Origin of the sequence: Actinomadura sp. J1-007 (assembly GCF_009793335.1) — a bacterium.
Taxonomy (GTDB): domain Bacteria; phylum Actinomycetota; class Actinomycetes; order Streptosporangiales; family Streptosporangiaceae; genus Spirillospora; species Spirillospora yumaensis.
Genome location: NZ_WING01000001.1, coordinates 7,144,094 through 7,158,320, shown reverse-complemented (window position 1 = coordinate 7,158,320; position 14,227 = coordinate 7,144,094). Strand labels below are relative to the sequence as shown.

The 14,227-nt window shown below is 70.9% G+C and carries 16 protein-coding genes; 8 read left to right on the top strand and 8 right to left on the bottom strand.

The genetic code is table 11. The features are described from left to right. Positions 1-171: 171 nt before the first annotated feature. Positions 172-570, bottom strand: a complete 399-nt coding sequence (locus tag GEV43_RS32540; RefSeq protein ID WP_160823936.1) for a hypothetical protein — start codon at positions 568-570, stop codon at positions 172-174. Positions 571-973: 403 nt separating this feature from the next. On the opposite strand from GEV43_RS32540, the gene GEV43_RS56490 reads away from it, so the two are divergent. From GEV43_RS56490 to GEV43_RS32520, 3 genes are all read left to right on the top strand, one after another. Then, positions 974-1,741 carry a helix-turn-helix domain-containing protein gene (locus GEV43_RS56490; protein ID WP_375539112.1) on the top strand — a complete coding sequence of 256 codons (768 nt, stop codon included), beginning with the start codon at positions 974-976 and terminating at the stop codon, positions 1,739-1,741. Then, a complete protein-coding gene (locus GEV43_RS56485) occupies positions 1,671-2,180 on the top strand; it encodes a DUF5753 domain-containing protein (protein ID WP_375539069.1) in 510 nt (169 codons plus the stop codon). Before GEV43_RS56490 ends, GEV43_RS56485 begins: the two co-directional genes overlap by 71 nt. 256 nt (positions 2,181-2,436) lie before the next feature. Continuing rightward, positions 2,437-2,556, top strand: a complete 120-nt coding sequence (locus GEV43_RS32520) for a DUF397 domain-containing protein (protein ID WP_375539068.1) — start codon at positions 2,437-2,439, stop codon at positions 2,554-2,556. Positions 2,557-2,593: 37 nt separating this feature from the next. Here the strand turns inward: GEV43_RS32520 and GEV43_RS53385 are convergent, their stop codons facing one another. The 6 genes from GEV43_RS53385 to GEV43_RS32490 all read right to left on the bottom strand — a co-directional run bounded on the left by GEV43_RS53385 (position 2,594) and on the right by GEV43_RS32490 (position 7,301). Beyond that, complete coding sequence (locus tag GEV43_RS53385; protein ID WP_309240063.1) at positions 2,594-2,824, bottom strand: SAM-dependent methyltransferase; 231 nt, start codon at positions 2,822-2,824, stop codon at positions 2,594-2,596. Continuing rightward, positions 2,791-3,387, bottom strand: coding sequence for an SAM-dependent methyltransferase (locus GEV43_RS32510; protein ID WP_160823932.1), 597 nt, complete (start codon positions 3,385-3,387; stop codon positions 2,791-2,793). Before GEV43_RS32510 ends, GEV43_RS53385 begins: the two co-directional genes overlap by 34 nt. Beyond that, a complete protein-coding gene (locus tag GEV43_RS32505; protein WP_160823931.1) occupies positions 3,387-4,208 on the bottom strand; it encodes an SAM-dependent methyltransferase in 822 nt (273 codons plus the stop codon). Before GEV43_RS32505 ends, GEV43_RS32510 begins: the two co-directional genes overlap by 1 nt. Before the next feature lie 155 nt (positions 4,209-4,363). After that, a complete protein-coding gene (locus tag GEV43_RS32500) occupies positions 4,364-4,603 on the bottom strand; it encodes a hypothetical protein (protein WP_160823930.1) in 240 nt (79 codons plus the stop codon). 512 nt (positions 4,604-5,115) lie between these two features. After that, the gene (locus tag GEV43_RS32495) at positions 5,116-6,591 is read right to left on the bottom strand and encodes a cell wall metabolism sensor histidine kinase WalK (protein ID WP_206681371.1); all 1,476 of its coding nucleotides are present in this window, start codon (positions 6,589-6,591) and stop codon (positions 5,116-5,118) included. Further along, positions 6,588-7,301 (bottom strand): response regulator transcription factor, encoded by a 714-nt coding sequence (locus GEV43_RS32490; protein WP_309239958.1) that lies wholly within the window; start codon positions 7,299-7,301, stop codon positions 6,588-6,590. Before GEV43_RS32490 ends, GEV43_RS32495 begins: the two co-directional genes overlap by 4 nt. A 135-nt stretch (positions 7,302-7,436) precedes the next feature. Between GEV43_RS32490 and GEV43_RS32485 the strand changes: the two genes are divergently transcribed. The 3 genes from GEV43_RS32485 (at position 7,437) to GEV43_RS32480 (ending at position 11,717) form a co-directional block, all read left to right on the top strand. Further along, positions 7,437-9,326 carry an MMPL family transporter gene (locus tag GEV43_RS32485; RefSeq protein WP_206681370.1) on the top strand — a complete coding sequence of 630 codons (1,890 nt, stop codon included), beginning with the start codon at positions 7,437-7,439 and terminating at the stop codon, positions 9,324-9,326. Then, a complete protein-coding gene (locus tag GEV43_RS48440; protein WP_206681544.1) occupies positions 9,218-9,628 on the top strand; it encodes an MMPL family transporter in 411 nt (136 codons plus the stop codon). Before GEV43_RS32485 ends, GEV43_RS48440 begins: the two co-directional genes overlap by 109 nt. 505 nt (positions 9,629-10,133) lie before the next feature. Further along, positions 10,134-11,717, top strand: coding sequence for an alpha/beta fold hydrolase (locus GEV43_RS32480; RefSeq protein ID WP_160823929.1), 1,584 nt, complete (start codon positions 10,134-10,136; stop codon positions 11,715-11,717). 226 nt (positions 11,718-11,943) lie between these two features. Here GEV43_RS32480 and GEV43_RS32475 read toward each other — a convergent pair whose 3' ends face one another. After that, positions 11,944-12,321, bottom strand: coding sequence for a hypothetical protein (locus GEV43_RS32475; protein WP_160823928.1), 378 nt, complete (start codon positions 12,319-12,321; stop codon positions 11,944-11,946). Between the two features lie 188 nt (positions 12,322-12,509). Between GEV43_RS32475 and GEV43_RS32470 the strand changes: the two genes are divergently transcribed. Together GEV43_RS32470 and GEV43_RS32465 are read left to right on the top strand one after the other, a co-directional pair. Next, positions 12,510-12,821, top strand: coding sequence for a hypothetical protein (locus GEV43_RS32470; RefSeq protein ID WP_160823927.1), 312 nt, complete (start codon positions 12,510-12,512; stop codon positions 12,819-12,821). Between the two features lie 437 nt (positions 12,822-13,258). Continuing rightward, positions 13,259-14,140 (top strand): pentapeptide repeat-containing protein, encoded by an 882-nt coding sequence (locus tag GEV43_RS32465; protein ID WP_160823926.1) that lies wholly within the window; start codon positions 13,259-13,261, stop codon positions 14,138-14,140. The last annotated feature ends 87 nt before the right edge of the window (positions 14,141-14,227 follow it).

Sequence of the window (14,227 nt, the reverse complement as noted above, 5' to 3'; positions counted from 1 at the left end):
GCCCGACCAGGTCGAGATCTTGAGCGAGGGCCTCGGCCGCCCGGTCGACCCGCCGGACCGCTCACGCTGCTCCGGGTCCCACCCGACGCTCCTGGCGGCGCGATGGCAGCCACACCCTGAAGTGGTCGCGGCGCCTCTCCCCGACCCAAGATCACCCTTCTCAGAAGGGCCTTAGCCGAGGCGGCACACGCGGATCGGTTGGAACGGGTCGTTCATCACGGCCTTGGTCTGCTCGTACACCCACAGCACGACCGTCGTACCAGGGTCGTTTCGGAAGACGCTGCCGAGTGAGGTCGTGTAGTCGACGTCGTCCTTCGTGCTGTAGCTGCTGATCTCGTGCCGCAGCACCCCGGCGTGCTCTGTGGGAACAGCCGCCGGCACTGCGGCAAGGCTCACCGAGACGAAGGTGCGTTGCCGGGACACCGGCGGATCGATCGGCCACGACTGTTGCTGCGGACGGGCAATGGAAGCGGCGAGGAGCGGCACCAGTTCCTCAGTGCGCAGGGTTTCGACCCACGGCCGGAGCGCGTGGCGTAAAACCATGTCGTCGTGGAGCCTGGCCTCCGACACCGGGCGCCGGACGAACGAGTCCGAACCTCGCCCACGGCACGCTCGTGATGGGCGCACGCCCGCTCCAGCGCGGCAGGCGACCAGGCCGACGCGGTGGCCAGCCATGCGTCGACATCGGTGATAAGGCGATCGAACCTGTCCCGCTCGCGTCGCTGGTGGTCCTGGTTCCGCGCCACCAGCAAGGCATGACAGTTCTCGCACATCAACGAAATGCGCTCGTAACGAAGGCGCTGATACTCCTTCCACCGGAGGCGGAAACGCTTTCCGCACTTCGTGCACCGAGGACGCATCTCTCCTCCCAACGGCGAGGGTCCACGGTACCAGCGGTCTATCAGCAGATCCTTGTCGAAGGTCGCTGCGCTGGACACATCATTTCTGCGACGCCGATCAAGAGCCGGTGACGATGCGCCTTCCACAGCCACGACGGGCCAGCCAGCCGCTACTGGCCGTTTCGATCCTCCTCGCGGGCCGACGATGCGGTCCAACAGGACACCGGGCGGTCGCGGCGTACCGTGGCGTGCGTGAGGTGGCAGTGGCCGGGCCCGCCGCACGGGGAGTCCCTGGAGCGGTACGCCACGCACGCCGAGGCGGCGTTGTCGGAGGGCATGTGCCCCGACTGCCGGGGCGCCCTGCGGTCGCTCGACTTCGTCCTGGCCGACTGGGAGCAGACCCAGCGCACGGTGACGGCGCTGGTCTGCCCGTCCTGCCGAGGGGACTGGTGGCTGGCGTGGATCCTGCGAGCAGGCGCGGACGGCTGGCTGCTGATGGTGGACGGCGCGATGATCTGCAAGGTGCTGGCCGCGCGCACCTGGGACGGCCGGTGGCGCCGACCAGTTTCTCGGCAGATTCCTACGCGCCTCGTTGGCCAGCACCGAACATTCAATTTCTGTACCGACCATTACTGGACATGGCAACTCTGCGACACCGGCGGCGCCTCGGCCGGGAGTTGGCGCGTCTGCGAGAAGCACGCGGCCTCTCGCAGGTCGGGGTTGCCGCCGCTTTGCGGTGGAGCCGCCCGACCGTCGGCCGAATCGAGGCTGCGCAGACCGAGCGGGTCCAGCGGGCCGTCGTCCAGCTCATGGACCACTACCAGGTCGACGGTGAGGAGCGGGAGCGCCTGCTGCAATTCGCGGCAGGCACACCGGGGCGCGGCTGGGTGGGAGAGCTATAACGACGTCGTTCAGGGCAACTACGTGGCGTTGGAGGATGAGGCGGTCTCGATCCGCTCGTTCCAGAGCCAGATCATTCCGGGGCTGCGGCAGATCGAGCCGTACTCCCGGCCCGTCATCGGCGCCATTACGGGCGAGCCGGACGAGATCGTTGCTCGCAGGGCGCAGGCGCGCGGACTACGGCGGGCCCTGCTGACGAGGACGGACGCCCCGCACCTTCACGCGGCGCTCGATGGGACGGTCCTGCACCGCCAGATCGGCGGACCGGCGGTCATGCAGGCTCAACTGGTGGAGCTGTACAAGGTCGCCCGCAGCGACAACGTCACCATCCAGCACCTGTCGTTCGACGTCGGCGCGCACGCCGGGCTGGAGGGACGGTTCGTCAGGTGCTGCCCTTCGAGGCAGGCGCCAGCGCCGCCGCCAGCGCGTTTTCGATCTTGACGTTCAGGGACACTGACCCCGAGGCGGTCTACCTGGAGACGACGGCCGGTGATGTGTGGGAGGAGGCGCCGGAGTAGGTCGTCGGCTACCTCGCCGCGATGGAGCGGCTCATCGGTGACTCTCTGAAAGTGAAAGACACTTTGGAGTTGATCGAGCGAAGGTCTCGTGACCTGCTCGAACTCACCGAAAGGAACTCATAAGCGAAGCAGCATGGCGAAAATCCAGCCACAGTGACGTTAACGGGCAGTGCGTCGAGGTGGCCGCCTCCGAAGGCCGTGTCGCCGCCCGTGATTCCAAGGATCCGCACGGGCCCCGAGGTGAGATAACCGCAGAGGTCTGGCACACGCTCCTGAACACCATCAGAACCCGTCGCTGACTCGCCTGACGGCTGGTGCAGGCGCGACGCCAGCCGCTCAGCGCTTCCGGGCCAGCCCGCCCAACAGCGGGACCTCCAGCAGCTCCGGGGGCACGGGCGTCTCGTCCGGCCGCCACCGCGTCACCGTCACCAGGCCCGGCTCCAGCAACTCCAGATCCCCGAACAGCCCGGCGATCTCCTCGGCGCTGCGCATGGTCCCCTTCTTCATGGCCCGCTGCGCCAGCTCGGTGACCTTCACCATCTCCTCGGTCGGCGCGGCGTAGGAGATCGCCAGGTGGCTCCCGGGCGCGATCGCGGTGCGCAGCGCACGGGCGGTGATCTCCGCGCCGTCCCCGGGCAGGAATGCAGCGCCGCCAGCGCGAGGACGCCGACCGGGCGGCTCAGGTCCAGGTGCCCGCGTATCTGCGGGTCGGCCAGCAGCGCCTCCGGGTCGCTGAAGTCACCATCGACGATCACCGTCCGCTCATCATGCTCCAGCAGCGCGCGGGCGTGCGTGAGCACGTGCGGGTCGTTGTCGACGTACACCACCCGCGCCGCCGGGTTGATCCGCAGCGCGATCTCGTGCACGTTGTCGACCGTCGGCAACCCCGACCCGATGTCCAGGAACTGGTCGAGGCCCGCCCGGTGGGCCATGTACCGAACGACCCGGACCAGGAACGCCCGGTTCGCCCGCGCCGCGGTCCTGGCGATCGGCTGGAGCTCCAGCAGCTCATGCCCGAACTGCCGGTCCACGGCGAAGTTGTCGGTGCCGCCCAGCAGCCAGTCGTAAGTGCGGGCCGGTGACGGCCGGGCGAGGTCGGCCTGACGGGGCAGCCGCGCCTTGGGCGGCATCAGTCCCTGCCCCCGGCGGGGGAGCCTGTGCGGGCCAGGGCGCTGAGCATCGGCAGCGCCAGCGGACCGTCCGTCCCGGCACGCGGCCAGTCCTGCACCGGGACCACCCCGGGCTCCAGCACCTCCAGCCCGCCGAGCAGCGCGCGGATCTCCTCGGCCGACCGCAGCCGCAGCGGACTGGGCGCGTTGCGGTAGGTGTCGTCGATCCGCTGGAGCAGCACGGGATCCATACCGGTACGGGTCGCATGGGTCAGCGCGACGTGGCCGCCGCGGGCGAGCGCGTCGGCGTACCGGCCCAGCAGCCGCGCGGGGTCGTCGGAGTCGGGGACGAAGTGCAGCACGGCGACCGCGAGCAGCCCCACAGGCCGGGCGAAGTCGATCAGGCCGCGGGTGACCTCGTCGCCCAGGACCGCGTCGACGTCGCGGACGTCGGCGTGGACGTAGCCGGTGCGCGAGTTCTCCTCCAGCAGCGCGCGGGCATGGGTGAGCGTCATCGGGTCGTTGTCGACATACACCACCCGGGCCTGCGGCGTGACGGCCTGGACGACCTCGTGGGTGTTCTGGACGGTCGGCAGGCCGGCGCCCAGGTCGATGAACTGGTCGATCCGAAGGTCTTCGGCCATGTGCCGGGCTGCCCGGACCAGGAACGCGCGGTTGGCGCGCGCGGTGTCCGCGGACTCGGGCGACACCTCGAGGACCCGCGCCGCCGCCTGCCGGTCCACGGCGTAGTTGTCGCGTCCGCCGAGCAGGTAGTCGTACACCCGGGCCGGGGACGGCCGGCTGACATCGAGAGTCGAGGGAATCCGTGGGCCGTCTGACATGAGCCGATGCTCGCACGCTGCTGTCAGGGCCTCGCAAGGCGCGAGTTAAGGGTGGCCGGAACCGGACGATCCGGCTACGCCCAGCCGAATTCCCGGTACCCGAGCCCGGAAGATGGTGTCGTCATAATCCTCAGCGACCCAGGCCACACCTAGCTCTAGATGCCCACAGCAGCAGAACCGTCCTTGTTGGTGATCTCCACTCGGTGCGGGGTGACGAGCCACGGTCCCCAGGTGGCGCCGTGCCCGACGAACCCCCTCTCGTTAATTGCCAACCGCAGCAGGACGTATGCGATGCAGAATGCCGAGAAAGAAACGTCGAACAAGACGGAGTCGCCACTATTCTGGTCAACCGGAATGAACCAGACCGACGTGGCGATGGCGATGCTGGCCCACATGGCGATCCATCGACGCCACCGTCTGCGACGAGTGGCAACGACGCTGTAGACGGAGTAGGTCAGCGCCTTTCCGCACACCGGGCATCGGACTGACCAGCGCCGCGCGGGACGGCCGTCTTCCGGCCTTTTGACCAGATAGCGAGAACCTTTGTACGACCAAATGAAGGTGTTGGACCCCGATGGGCGTCCCCGCAGGCTCATGCGGTGCGAAAGGACCGTCCACTGATTCTCCTCTAACACAGTGGCCATCGAAGCATTCCCTCCCGCTTGAAGTCGGTCGAGTCCAAGACGGGCGTGTTCCCGATACGGGTCGACCAGTCCGCGTCCATCATCAGCGCTGCGCCCGGGACCCCTCCCCGCGATGCGCCCTCGCGCCACCCGTTCAGGGTGGGCTCGATCGACTTCCAGCGGGCGTCGGACAGATCACTGAGGTAACGACGACGGGCGCTCATGACGCTCCCGTTCTGTGACGTGTTCCGTGACGGCTGCCGGGTCGAGCGCAGCGCGGGCGATCAGGTGGGCGCGGTGGGGAGGGTGACGGTGAACACCGCGCCTTCGCCGGGCGCGGACCGGACGGTGGCCGTGCCGCCGTGCGCCTGCGCGACGGCGGCGACGATCGACAGGCCGAGGCCGGCGCCGCCGTGGTCGCGCGATCGGGCCGCGTCGGCGCGGTAGAACCGTTCGAACACCTTGGCGCGCTGCTCCTCGGTGAGCCCCGGCCCTTGGTCGGCCACCTCGATGACCGCTCGGTCGCCGTCCAGGGCCGCGCGGACGGCGGCCGGCGTGCCGGCGGGGGTGTGCCTGCGGACGTTGGCCAGCAGGTTCGCGAGCACCTGCCGCAGCCGCTCGGCGTCCCCGGAGACGATCACCGGTTCCGCGGCGTCCAGGGTGAGGGGGCGGCCGGGTTCGACGGCCCCGGCGTCGGCGACGGCATCCGCGGCCAGGACGGCCAGGTCGACCGGCCGCCGTTCCAGCGGGCGGCCCTGGTCGAGCCGGGCCAGCAGCAGCATCTCGTCCACCAGCAGGCCCATGCGCTCGGCCTCGGACTCGATGCGGCGCATCGCCTTGGCGAGGTCCCCTGGCCGGTCGGCGGCGCCGCGCCGGAACAGTTCGGCGTAGCCGCGCATGGTGGCGACCGGGGTCCGGAGCTCGTGCGAGGCGTCCGCGATGAAGCGCCGCAGCCGGTTCTCGGACGCCTCGCGTTCCCGGAAGGCCGCCTCGATCTGCGCGAGCATGCCGTTGAGCGCGGTGCTCAGCCGCCCGACCTCGGTCCGGGGGCCCGGCACATCGACCCGCCGAGCCAGGTCCCCGCCGCCGATCGCGGCCGCGGTCTCGGCGATCTCGTCCAGCGGGCGCAGCGCGCTCCGGATCGCCCACCAGGCCAGCAGCCCGACCCCGCCGAGGACCGCGACCGTCACCGTGACCAGCGTGCCGAGCGTCCGGCCGAGCAGTTCGTCCTGCTCGGTGGTGCGCATCGCCATGACCAGCGTGCCCTGCCCGTCCGGCAGGAGCGCGGCGCGGACGCGCCAGTCGGGCGCCTGGCCGCCGAACGGGCCCTCGGAACGGTCGCCGTCACCGGCCACCCGCGTCTCGATCCGGGAGAAGCGCTCCCCGTCCGGGTTGCCCTCGCTCGGCCGGCCCGCGCGGACGGCGGCCGGGACAGGGGGCGTCTCGGCGAACGCGAGCGTCTGCACCGCGGCGCCGTCCGGGCCGCGGATCTGAAGGAACGAGGGGAAGCCGCCGTGGCCGGCGCCCGCCCGCCACAGGCGCCGCAGGTCGCCGCTCTCGGGCGGGAGCGTCAGCCCCTGGCCGCGCCCGGCGCGGGCGGACACGATCGCCGCGGCCTCGCGTCCGACCTGCGTCATCAGCCGGTCGTCGGTGGTGGTCTTCCAGTCGAGCAGGGCGGCGACGGTCGAGGCCCCGGCGGTGACGAAGCCCAGCGTGAGCAGCACGAGCACGATGAGGACGAGCCGCCTGCGCAGGGTCACCGGCCCTCCCGGGGCAGGCGCATGACGTAGCCGACGCGCGGCACGGTGTGGATGAGGCGGGGATCGCGGTCGTCCACCTTCCGCCGCAGGTAGCTGACGTAGGTCTGCACGACGCCGTCGCCGCCGCCGAAGTCGTACTCCCACACATGGTCGAGGATCTGCCGCTTGGACAGCACGCGTCCCGCGTTGAGCACCAGGTAGCGCAGCAGCTTGAACTCGGTCGGGGTGAGCTCGACCAGATCGCCGCCGCGCCGCACCTCGTAGGAGTCCTCGTCGATCTCCAGGTCGGCGAACGCCGCCCGGGCCGGCGCGCCGCCGCGCGGCCGGGTGCGGCGCAGCACGGCCCGGATGCGCGCGATCAGCTCCTCCAGGCTGAACGGCTTGGTCACGTAGTCGTCGCCGCCGACCGTCAGCCCCTTGACCTTGTCCTCGGTGGCGTCGCGGGCGGTGAGGAACACCACCGGCGCCTCGCAGCCGTCGCGGCGCAGCCTCGCGCAGGTCTCCAGCCCCGACCCGTCGGGCAGCATGACGTCGAGCACGATGAGGTCGGGGGCGAACCGCGCCACCTGCCGCAGGGCCTCGGCGCCGGAGCCGGCGACCGCCGCCTCGAAGCCCTCGTACCGGAGGGCGGTGGCGACCAGGTCGGCGAGGTAGTCCTCGTCGTCGACCACGAGGACGCGGATGGGAGGGGCACTCGGGGTGTTCGTCACGATGCCCAGTCTTGTCCGTTCTGCCCTGTGGGCGCAGTCAGAGATCCCTGAGAGAACGCTGTGAGGCGCGGATTCACTGCGATCTCTGAGAACTCTCGAAGGGGCGCCGAAGAGCGGGCCGCTGCACTGGGCCGCATGGAGAGATTCACTGGACTGGTGCTGCGGCACAGGCTCCTGGTCACGCTGATATGGCTGGCGCTGACCTGCGCGGGCGCGCTCGCCGCCACGCAGGTCACCGACCGGCTCAAGGAGGACTTCGGGCCCCCGGGGTCGGCGGCGCGCGACGCGAACGAGGCGATCGCCCGGCAGTACGGGACGGGCGGCGCGCACACGCCGCTGGTTCCCGTGGTCACCCTTCCGGCCGGGCAGACCGTGGACTCGCCGGCCGCGAAGGCGGCCATCGGAGAGGCGTTCGGCACGGCCGGACGGAAGCTGGACGCGCGCGTCGTCTCCTACGCCTCCACCGGAGACCGCAGGTTCGTCTCCCCCGACGGGCGGACCACGTTCGGCCTGGTCTTCCCGCACGCGGAGGAGTCCGCCGACGGAGCCGGAGACGAAGGGCCCGACCTCGGCGAGCCGCTCCGGCAGGCGCTGCGGTCCGCGCTGCCGCTCGGCACGGCGGTCCAGGTCACGGGCATGGACGGGCTGGCGGACGGCGCGGGCGGCGAGGGGCCCAGCGTGCTCGTCGAGACCCTGGTCGGCGGCGTCGGCGCGCTGGTGGTGCTGGCCTTCGTGTTCGGGTCGTTCCTGGCGGTGGTGCCGCTGGCCGTCGCCGTCGTGTCGATCCTGACCTCGTTCCTCGTCGTGTACGGGATCACCGGCGTCACCGACGTCAACTTCATGGTGCAGTTCGTGGTGGCGCTGATCGGGCTCGGCGTCGCGGTCGACTACTCGCTGCTGCTGGTGACCCGGTGGCGGGAGGAACGCGCGCGCGGCCACCGGGGCGAGGAGGCCGTGCGGCGGGCGATGGCGACGGCCGGGCACGCCGTACTGTTCAGCGCGGTCGCGGTCGCCATCGGGCTGACCGCCATGCTCGTCGTCCCGGTGGGGTTCCTGCGCAGCGTCGCGCTCGGCGGAATGATCATCCCGATGGTGAGCGCACTGGCGACGCTGACCCTGCTCCCGGTCGTGCTGGCCGCCGTCGGACCGCGCCTCGACCGGCCCCGGCTGCGCACGGAGACGGAGCCGAGCCGCGCCTGGACGGCCTGGACCCGGCTGGTGGTGCGTTTCCGCTGGGCGGCCGTGCTGGTCTCCACGGCGGTGCTCGCCTGCCTGGCGTACGCGGCGCTCGGCCTGAACCTGGGCGAGGCGCACAGCGGCGCCATGGCCAAGTCCGGTCCGGCGTACGAGGGCCTGGCCGCCTTGCAGCGCGGCGGGGTGCCCTCCGGAGTCCTGACGCCCGTTGACCTGCTCGTGCCGCCGGGCACGGACCCGGCCGGGGTCGCAGCGGACCTGCGCTCACTGCCGGGCGTGCACGCGGTCGCCGCGACGGACGACGGCGCCTGGCGCAGGGGCGGCTCGGCCCTGGTCACCGTGCTGCCCGCCGACGAGGGCGGTACCGGCGCCGGCAAGGACACCGTGAAGGCCGTCCGCGCCGCCGTGCCGCCGGGCGTGCAGGTGGGCGGCGGGACCGCGGCCGACCTCGACTTCACCGACAAGGTCTACGGGACGTTCCCGCTGATGCTCGGCCTCATCGGCCTGCTGACGTTCGTGCTGCTGGCCCGAGCGTTCCGCTCGCTCCTGCTTCCGCTGAAGGCGGTGCTGCTCAACCTGCTGTCCCTCGCGGCCGTGCTCGGCGCGACCGTGCTGGTCTGGCAGCACGGGCACGGCAGCGAGCAGTTGTGGGGGTCTCGGCGACCGGTTCCATCGCGGTGTTCGTCCCGGCGATGGTGTTCGCCTTCCTCTACGGGCTGTCGATGGACTACGAGGTCTTCATCCTCGCCCGGATGCGGGAGGAGTACGACCGCACCGGATCCACCGAGGCAGCCGTCGTCGAGGGCATCGGACGGACCGGCCGCCTGGTGACCAGCGCGGCGCTGATCCTGTTCCTGGCGTTCGCCTCCCTGGCGGCCGCGCCCATCATCGAGGTGAAGATCTTCGCGACGGGCCTCGGGCTCGGCATCCTGCTGGACGCGACGGTCGTCCGCGCGCTGCTCGTGCCCGCGATGGTCGCGCTGCTGGGCCGCTGGAACTGGTGGCTGCCCGCCTGGGCCGCGGCGCTCCTGCGAGTCCCGCCGGCGGCGGACGGCCGCCACCGCGCCGGACCGGCCGGGGCCGACGAAGACCACATGGTGCCGCACGCACTCCCGGACCGGTCGCCTCGCTAGAGGCTGTCCGGTGGATCATGCATTGATCCAAAGCAGGACGATCGCGGCCCAGTGATGCCGCGCTCAAGGCGCTGCGGGCCGAACTGGGCATCCGGTCTAGGGCTCTGTCAGTCATGTAAGGCAAGTAGATGGTTCGCGTTCGGGAGTGCGGCGAGGCGGGGGCGGGTTCGTCGTCGCTGTGAGGACTCAGTCAACTGACGACCGCGAATCCGGCGCCTGCTGACGGGGCGAGGGGTGGTGGCCGGCGGACACTGAGTGGTGTAGCGCAGCACGTTGCGGGCCGAGGTCCCGGTGTTGGTCAGGAGAGTCGGCCGCGTGTCCTCGACGCCGGACACCGCCGTACCAACGTCCTGCTGATCATGGTGATCGAGGTTCCCGCAGAGCCGGGGAAACGGTGAGGAAACATCTGTGGAGCTACCTGTGGTCCTCGAACTCGGCGTGGGGAGCTTCGGAAGCTCTTTGGTGGGTGCTTCTCGCGCGTTCTCGCGAGGAAAGGATCCTTGTTGTGAATCGTGCGACAGCGATGCGTGTCGTCGGTCTGGCCGTGGGGGGTGTCGCGTCGACTGGGGTGGCGGCGGTTCCGCCCGCCGCGGCCGCCGCGGCGGATCACCCCACGGTCGACTGGTGGCCCTGTCCGTCCTATTCCGACGCGGCGATCCGGACCCAGGGCATCTCCGACAAGCAGATACCGCAGTTCCGGGCCCAGATGAAGCGCCTCGAATGCGGAAGGGTCAGCGTGCCGCTGGACTACCGCCGCCCGAACGGCCGGAAGATCAGCATCGCGATCACCCGGCTGGGCGCCGTGGACAACAAGCGCCGGCTCGGCTCCATCGCCTACCTGACCGGCGGGCCGGGCAAGGCCGGGTTCCTGGCGCCCCTCACCTATGTCACGCTCAAGAACAAGGAGAGCGCGCGGCTCAATGACCGATATGACCTCATCGGCATTGATCCCCGCGGGGTGAACTACAGCACCCAGAGCACCTCGACCCGCTGCGGGATCCCGGGTGCCGACCCCAACAACCCGGGTCCCGGCACCGAGAAGCCGGGACTGCCGACCAAGGCGTCGGCCAAGAAGAGCTATGACGCCCAGGTGTCCAGCAACCGCTCCTGCGGGCGGTCCGATCCGGCCTTCCTCGGCCAGCTCACCTCCATGAACGTGGTCAGGGACCTGGACCGGGTGCGGGCCGCGCTGGGCGAGCCGAAGCTCAACCTTTACGGCGCGTCCCAAGGCGTATGGTTCGGGCTCATGTATCGCAGCATGTTTCCCGGGCGGGCGGGACGCGCCTTCCTGGACAGCGTGCCACCGCCCTGGACCCGTCACCGCGTCGACAAGTCCGGAAATGTGACCGCCGACGCCGCCGAGCGCAACTTCGCGCGCATGGCGGCCTGGCTCGCCCGCCGCCACGCCACCTACGGGCTCGGCACCACCGCGGCGCAGGTACGGGCCGCGGTCTTGAAACTCCGCCGCGACTACGACCGGCACCCCAAGAAGTTCGCCGATATGAAGAACTCCGTCGACGGTGTGACCATCGCCCTGCTGGCCGGCAAGACCTCTCCCGACTGGTCACGGGCCGGGCAGGCGCTCGCCGAGCTCCGACATGCCACCGGCCCCACAGCACCCCCCACCGTCAAGGAGATGTTCGGCGCCGAACCGGCCAAGCCCGTTCCCGGCGCGCCCGAAATCCTCAACATCACGATGCATCGGGCGACCAAGTGCAACGAAGACTTCAGTCGGCTCAGCTTCTCCCGCGCATGGGCCGACTACTGGAAGCGCCTCAAGCGTGACCCGGTGACCGGCCGGGCCTTCGGCCCCGCCGTCCCGTGCGCCGGCTGGCCGCTGCCCGCACAGGAGCTGCGGTTCCAGCGCGGCGAGGCACCGCTCGTGCTGTCCGGGCACCGGTACGAGCAGGCCACCGCGTACGAGTGGACGCGGCAGACGCAACGCGCCGTCGGCGGCGAGATCTACACCGTCGACGACGACGTGCACACCTCGGCCCTGAGCGTGCCCGAATGCGCCGCCGACATCGTGACCTACTTCAACACCGGCCGCATCGACCGGGGCTGCAAGGGCGTCAGACCTCCTGCGTAGCCAGCACGGAACCGGGGCAACGGCGTGTGCCCAGGCGCATCCGCCGGTATCCACCCCGGAGCTCATCCGCCACGCCCGGGCGGCCTAGCGGATGCCGCCTCTTGACGTTGTCGTAGCCAACCCACCCAAGACCGCCGCCGGCAAGCCCTCACCCTGGCCCGTCAGCGGCACCGGGTCTGGCAGGCGTGGCGCCGCGGGGGGTCGCGGCCAGGTGACCGGCCGCGCCCTAGTCGACCTTCGAGCGCCGCACTATCACCTCCAACCCCTGGGGGACCTCCCCCACGTCGGGCAGATCGAGCGCAGCCACCTCGCCGCGGCGCACCATCGTCGCCCAACCCAGCACCAGGATCAGCCGGGCGCGTGCCATCACCGCCCTAGACCTGGAATGCGAGCGCGGGTCGGCCGGGCCATCGCACGCGGCCATCAGCACTTTGGGGTGATCGACGTCAGCGCCGCCTGGACCGAGGCCATCGCCGATGGTGCGCAGCAGGTCGCCCGAGGGGAGATCGCCGTGGAAGCGGCAGGTGTCGATCCGAACCCCCTCCCGCTGCGCGACAAGATGGTCGCGCTGTACGCCGGCTGGCCAGACGAATGGGACGGCCACTCCCCGGCGGAGTCATCCTCACCGACTACCGGGGCGACGCCCCTCATCCCCACGGAGTGATTCCGCCCCGTGAAGCCGCCCGTCGCGAGGTCCTGACCATTGCCTGGGCCGGATCGGTGTCTCCCGCGAGACGACCCCGAGGCCCAGCCGGACCGGGGGCCAGCGCCGCTCAGGCCTGACGGCCGGGCGTGGGCACGATCTCCCCGCCGCTGCCCTGCCCAGGCTCGATCCGCGCAGGCGGTGACGATCCTCAACGAGCTGAACCGCACCGGCGGCCGCAAGGTGCCCGCGCACGCCCGACCGGGTTCGTTCCGGCCCGGTATGCCGAGTACCTGGCCCAGACCGACCGCGAGGGTGAGGACACCGCCTACCGGCACTGCGAGAACATCAACTTCTTCGGCGTTATTACCGTCGACGTCGAAGAGGAACTCGCCAAAATCGACCCGGTCGGCGGCCGGCGCCCGCTGCGCCCGCAGGACACCGGCCTGCTCTGGGCCTGACCCGGCCGCGAGCGTGATGTGACAGGGAACTGCCCATTCCCTGTCACGGCCACATCCGGCCGAGCACTCTCACCTGCACCCCGACAGCGGCCCGTAGGGTCGAGGGCGGCACATTCCCTGTCACATCCCCGGCTGCGGCCGCCGTCCTGCACCCTGCGGTGATCGCCCCGGTCCGTGACCGTTCCCATCTGCCCTCAAGGTGAACCGGTGACCAGGACATGAGCGAAGCCGACAATCACGACACAGGCCGGGACCGCACCCCGCCCCAGCCCGCCCCGGAGGAACCGGCGCCCGAGGAACCCGCCGAACCGCAACCACAGACCGCTCCGCCCCCTGCTGACCGGCCGCGCCGCCGCCGCTTCCCGCCCCGGCGCGCGAGACCGAAGATCATACTGCCGTCCCGGGCCGAACTGGATCGGCTCCCCGCCGAGGTGCGGATGGAGCTGCGCAACCAGCAGCGGGCCGAACGGCATCAGTGGCTCAACTCGCTGGGGATCTTGTTCGGGGTGCTGTTCACCGCGGGCACCCTGGTCTTCACCGGTCTGGCCCTGCGCACCGCCCGAGAAGATCTGCGCACCTCCCAGGACAACGTACGGATCGCCAGGGAAAGCCAGCTCACCGACCGCTACGCCAAGACCCTCGAAGCCCTCGCCGACGACGACACCACCATCCGCCTGGGCGCCGTCCACGCTCTCAAACGGCTCCTGGCCGACTCCCCACGCGACCGCGCCGCCATCATCGCCGTACTGGCCGGCTTCATCCGCGGCCAAGACCCCGCCCCCACCATCAAGGACAAAGACCTCCCCTTGGAGCCCTCTGTCGACATCGCCGCCGCACTCACCACCCTGGCCGACAACCCCCACCCGGTCCCGCACCTCGACCTGCACCGCATCCGCACCCCCAACATCCTCCTCGACGACGCCCACTTCAACCAAGCCACCCTCAGGGGCGCGAACCTGCGCGGCGGGAACCTGCACAACGCGGACCTGGGCCACGCGAACCTGCGCGACGCGAACCTGTACAGCGTGGACCTGGAGGGCGCGAACCTGTTCGGCGCGGACCTGGGCCGCGCGGACCTGGAGCGCGCGGACCTGGAGCGCGCGAACCTGGTCGGCGCGATCCTGCGCGGTACGGACCTGCGCGGCGCGAACCTGCGCGACGCGGGCCCGATCGACGCGGACCTGCGCGAAGCGGACCTGCGCGGCGCGAACCTGGACGGTACGGACCTGCGCGGTGCGGACCTGCGCGGTGCGCGCTATTCCGTGGGCGTAGACCAGATCCGCCGGATGGCGGTCACCGACAAGAGGACCCGGTGGTGATGCCGGGCCGTCTCGACCACGACGATCTGGACAGCCCTGCTGGGCATTGGAAGACGGCAGGCAATCATGACCATCGACGGGCACCCT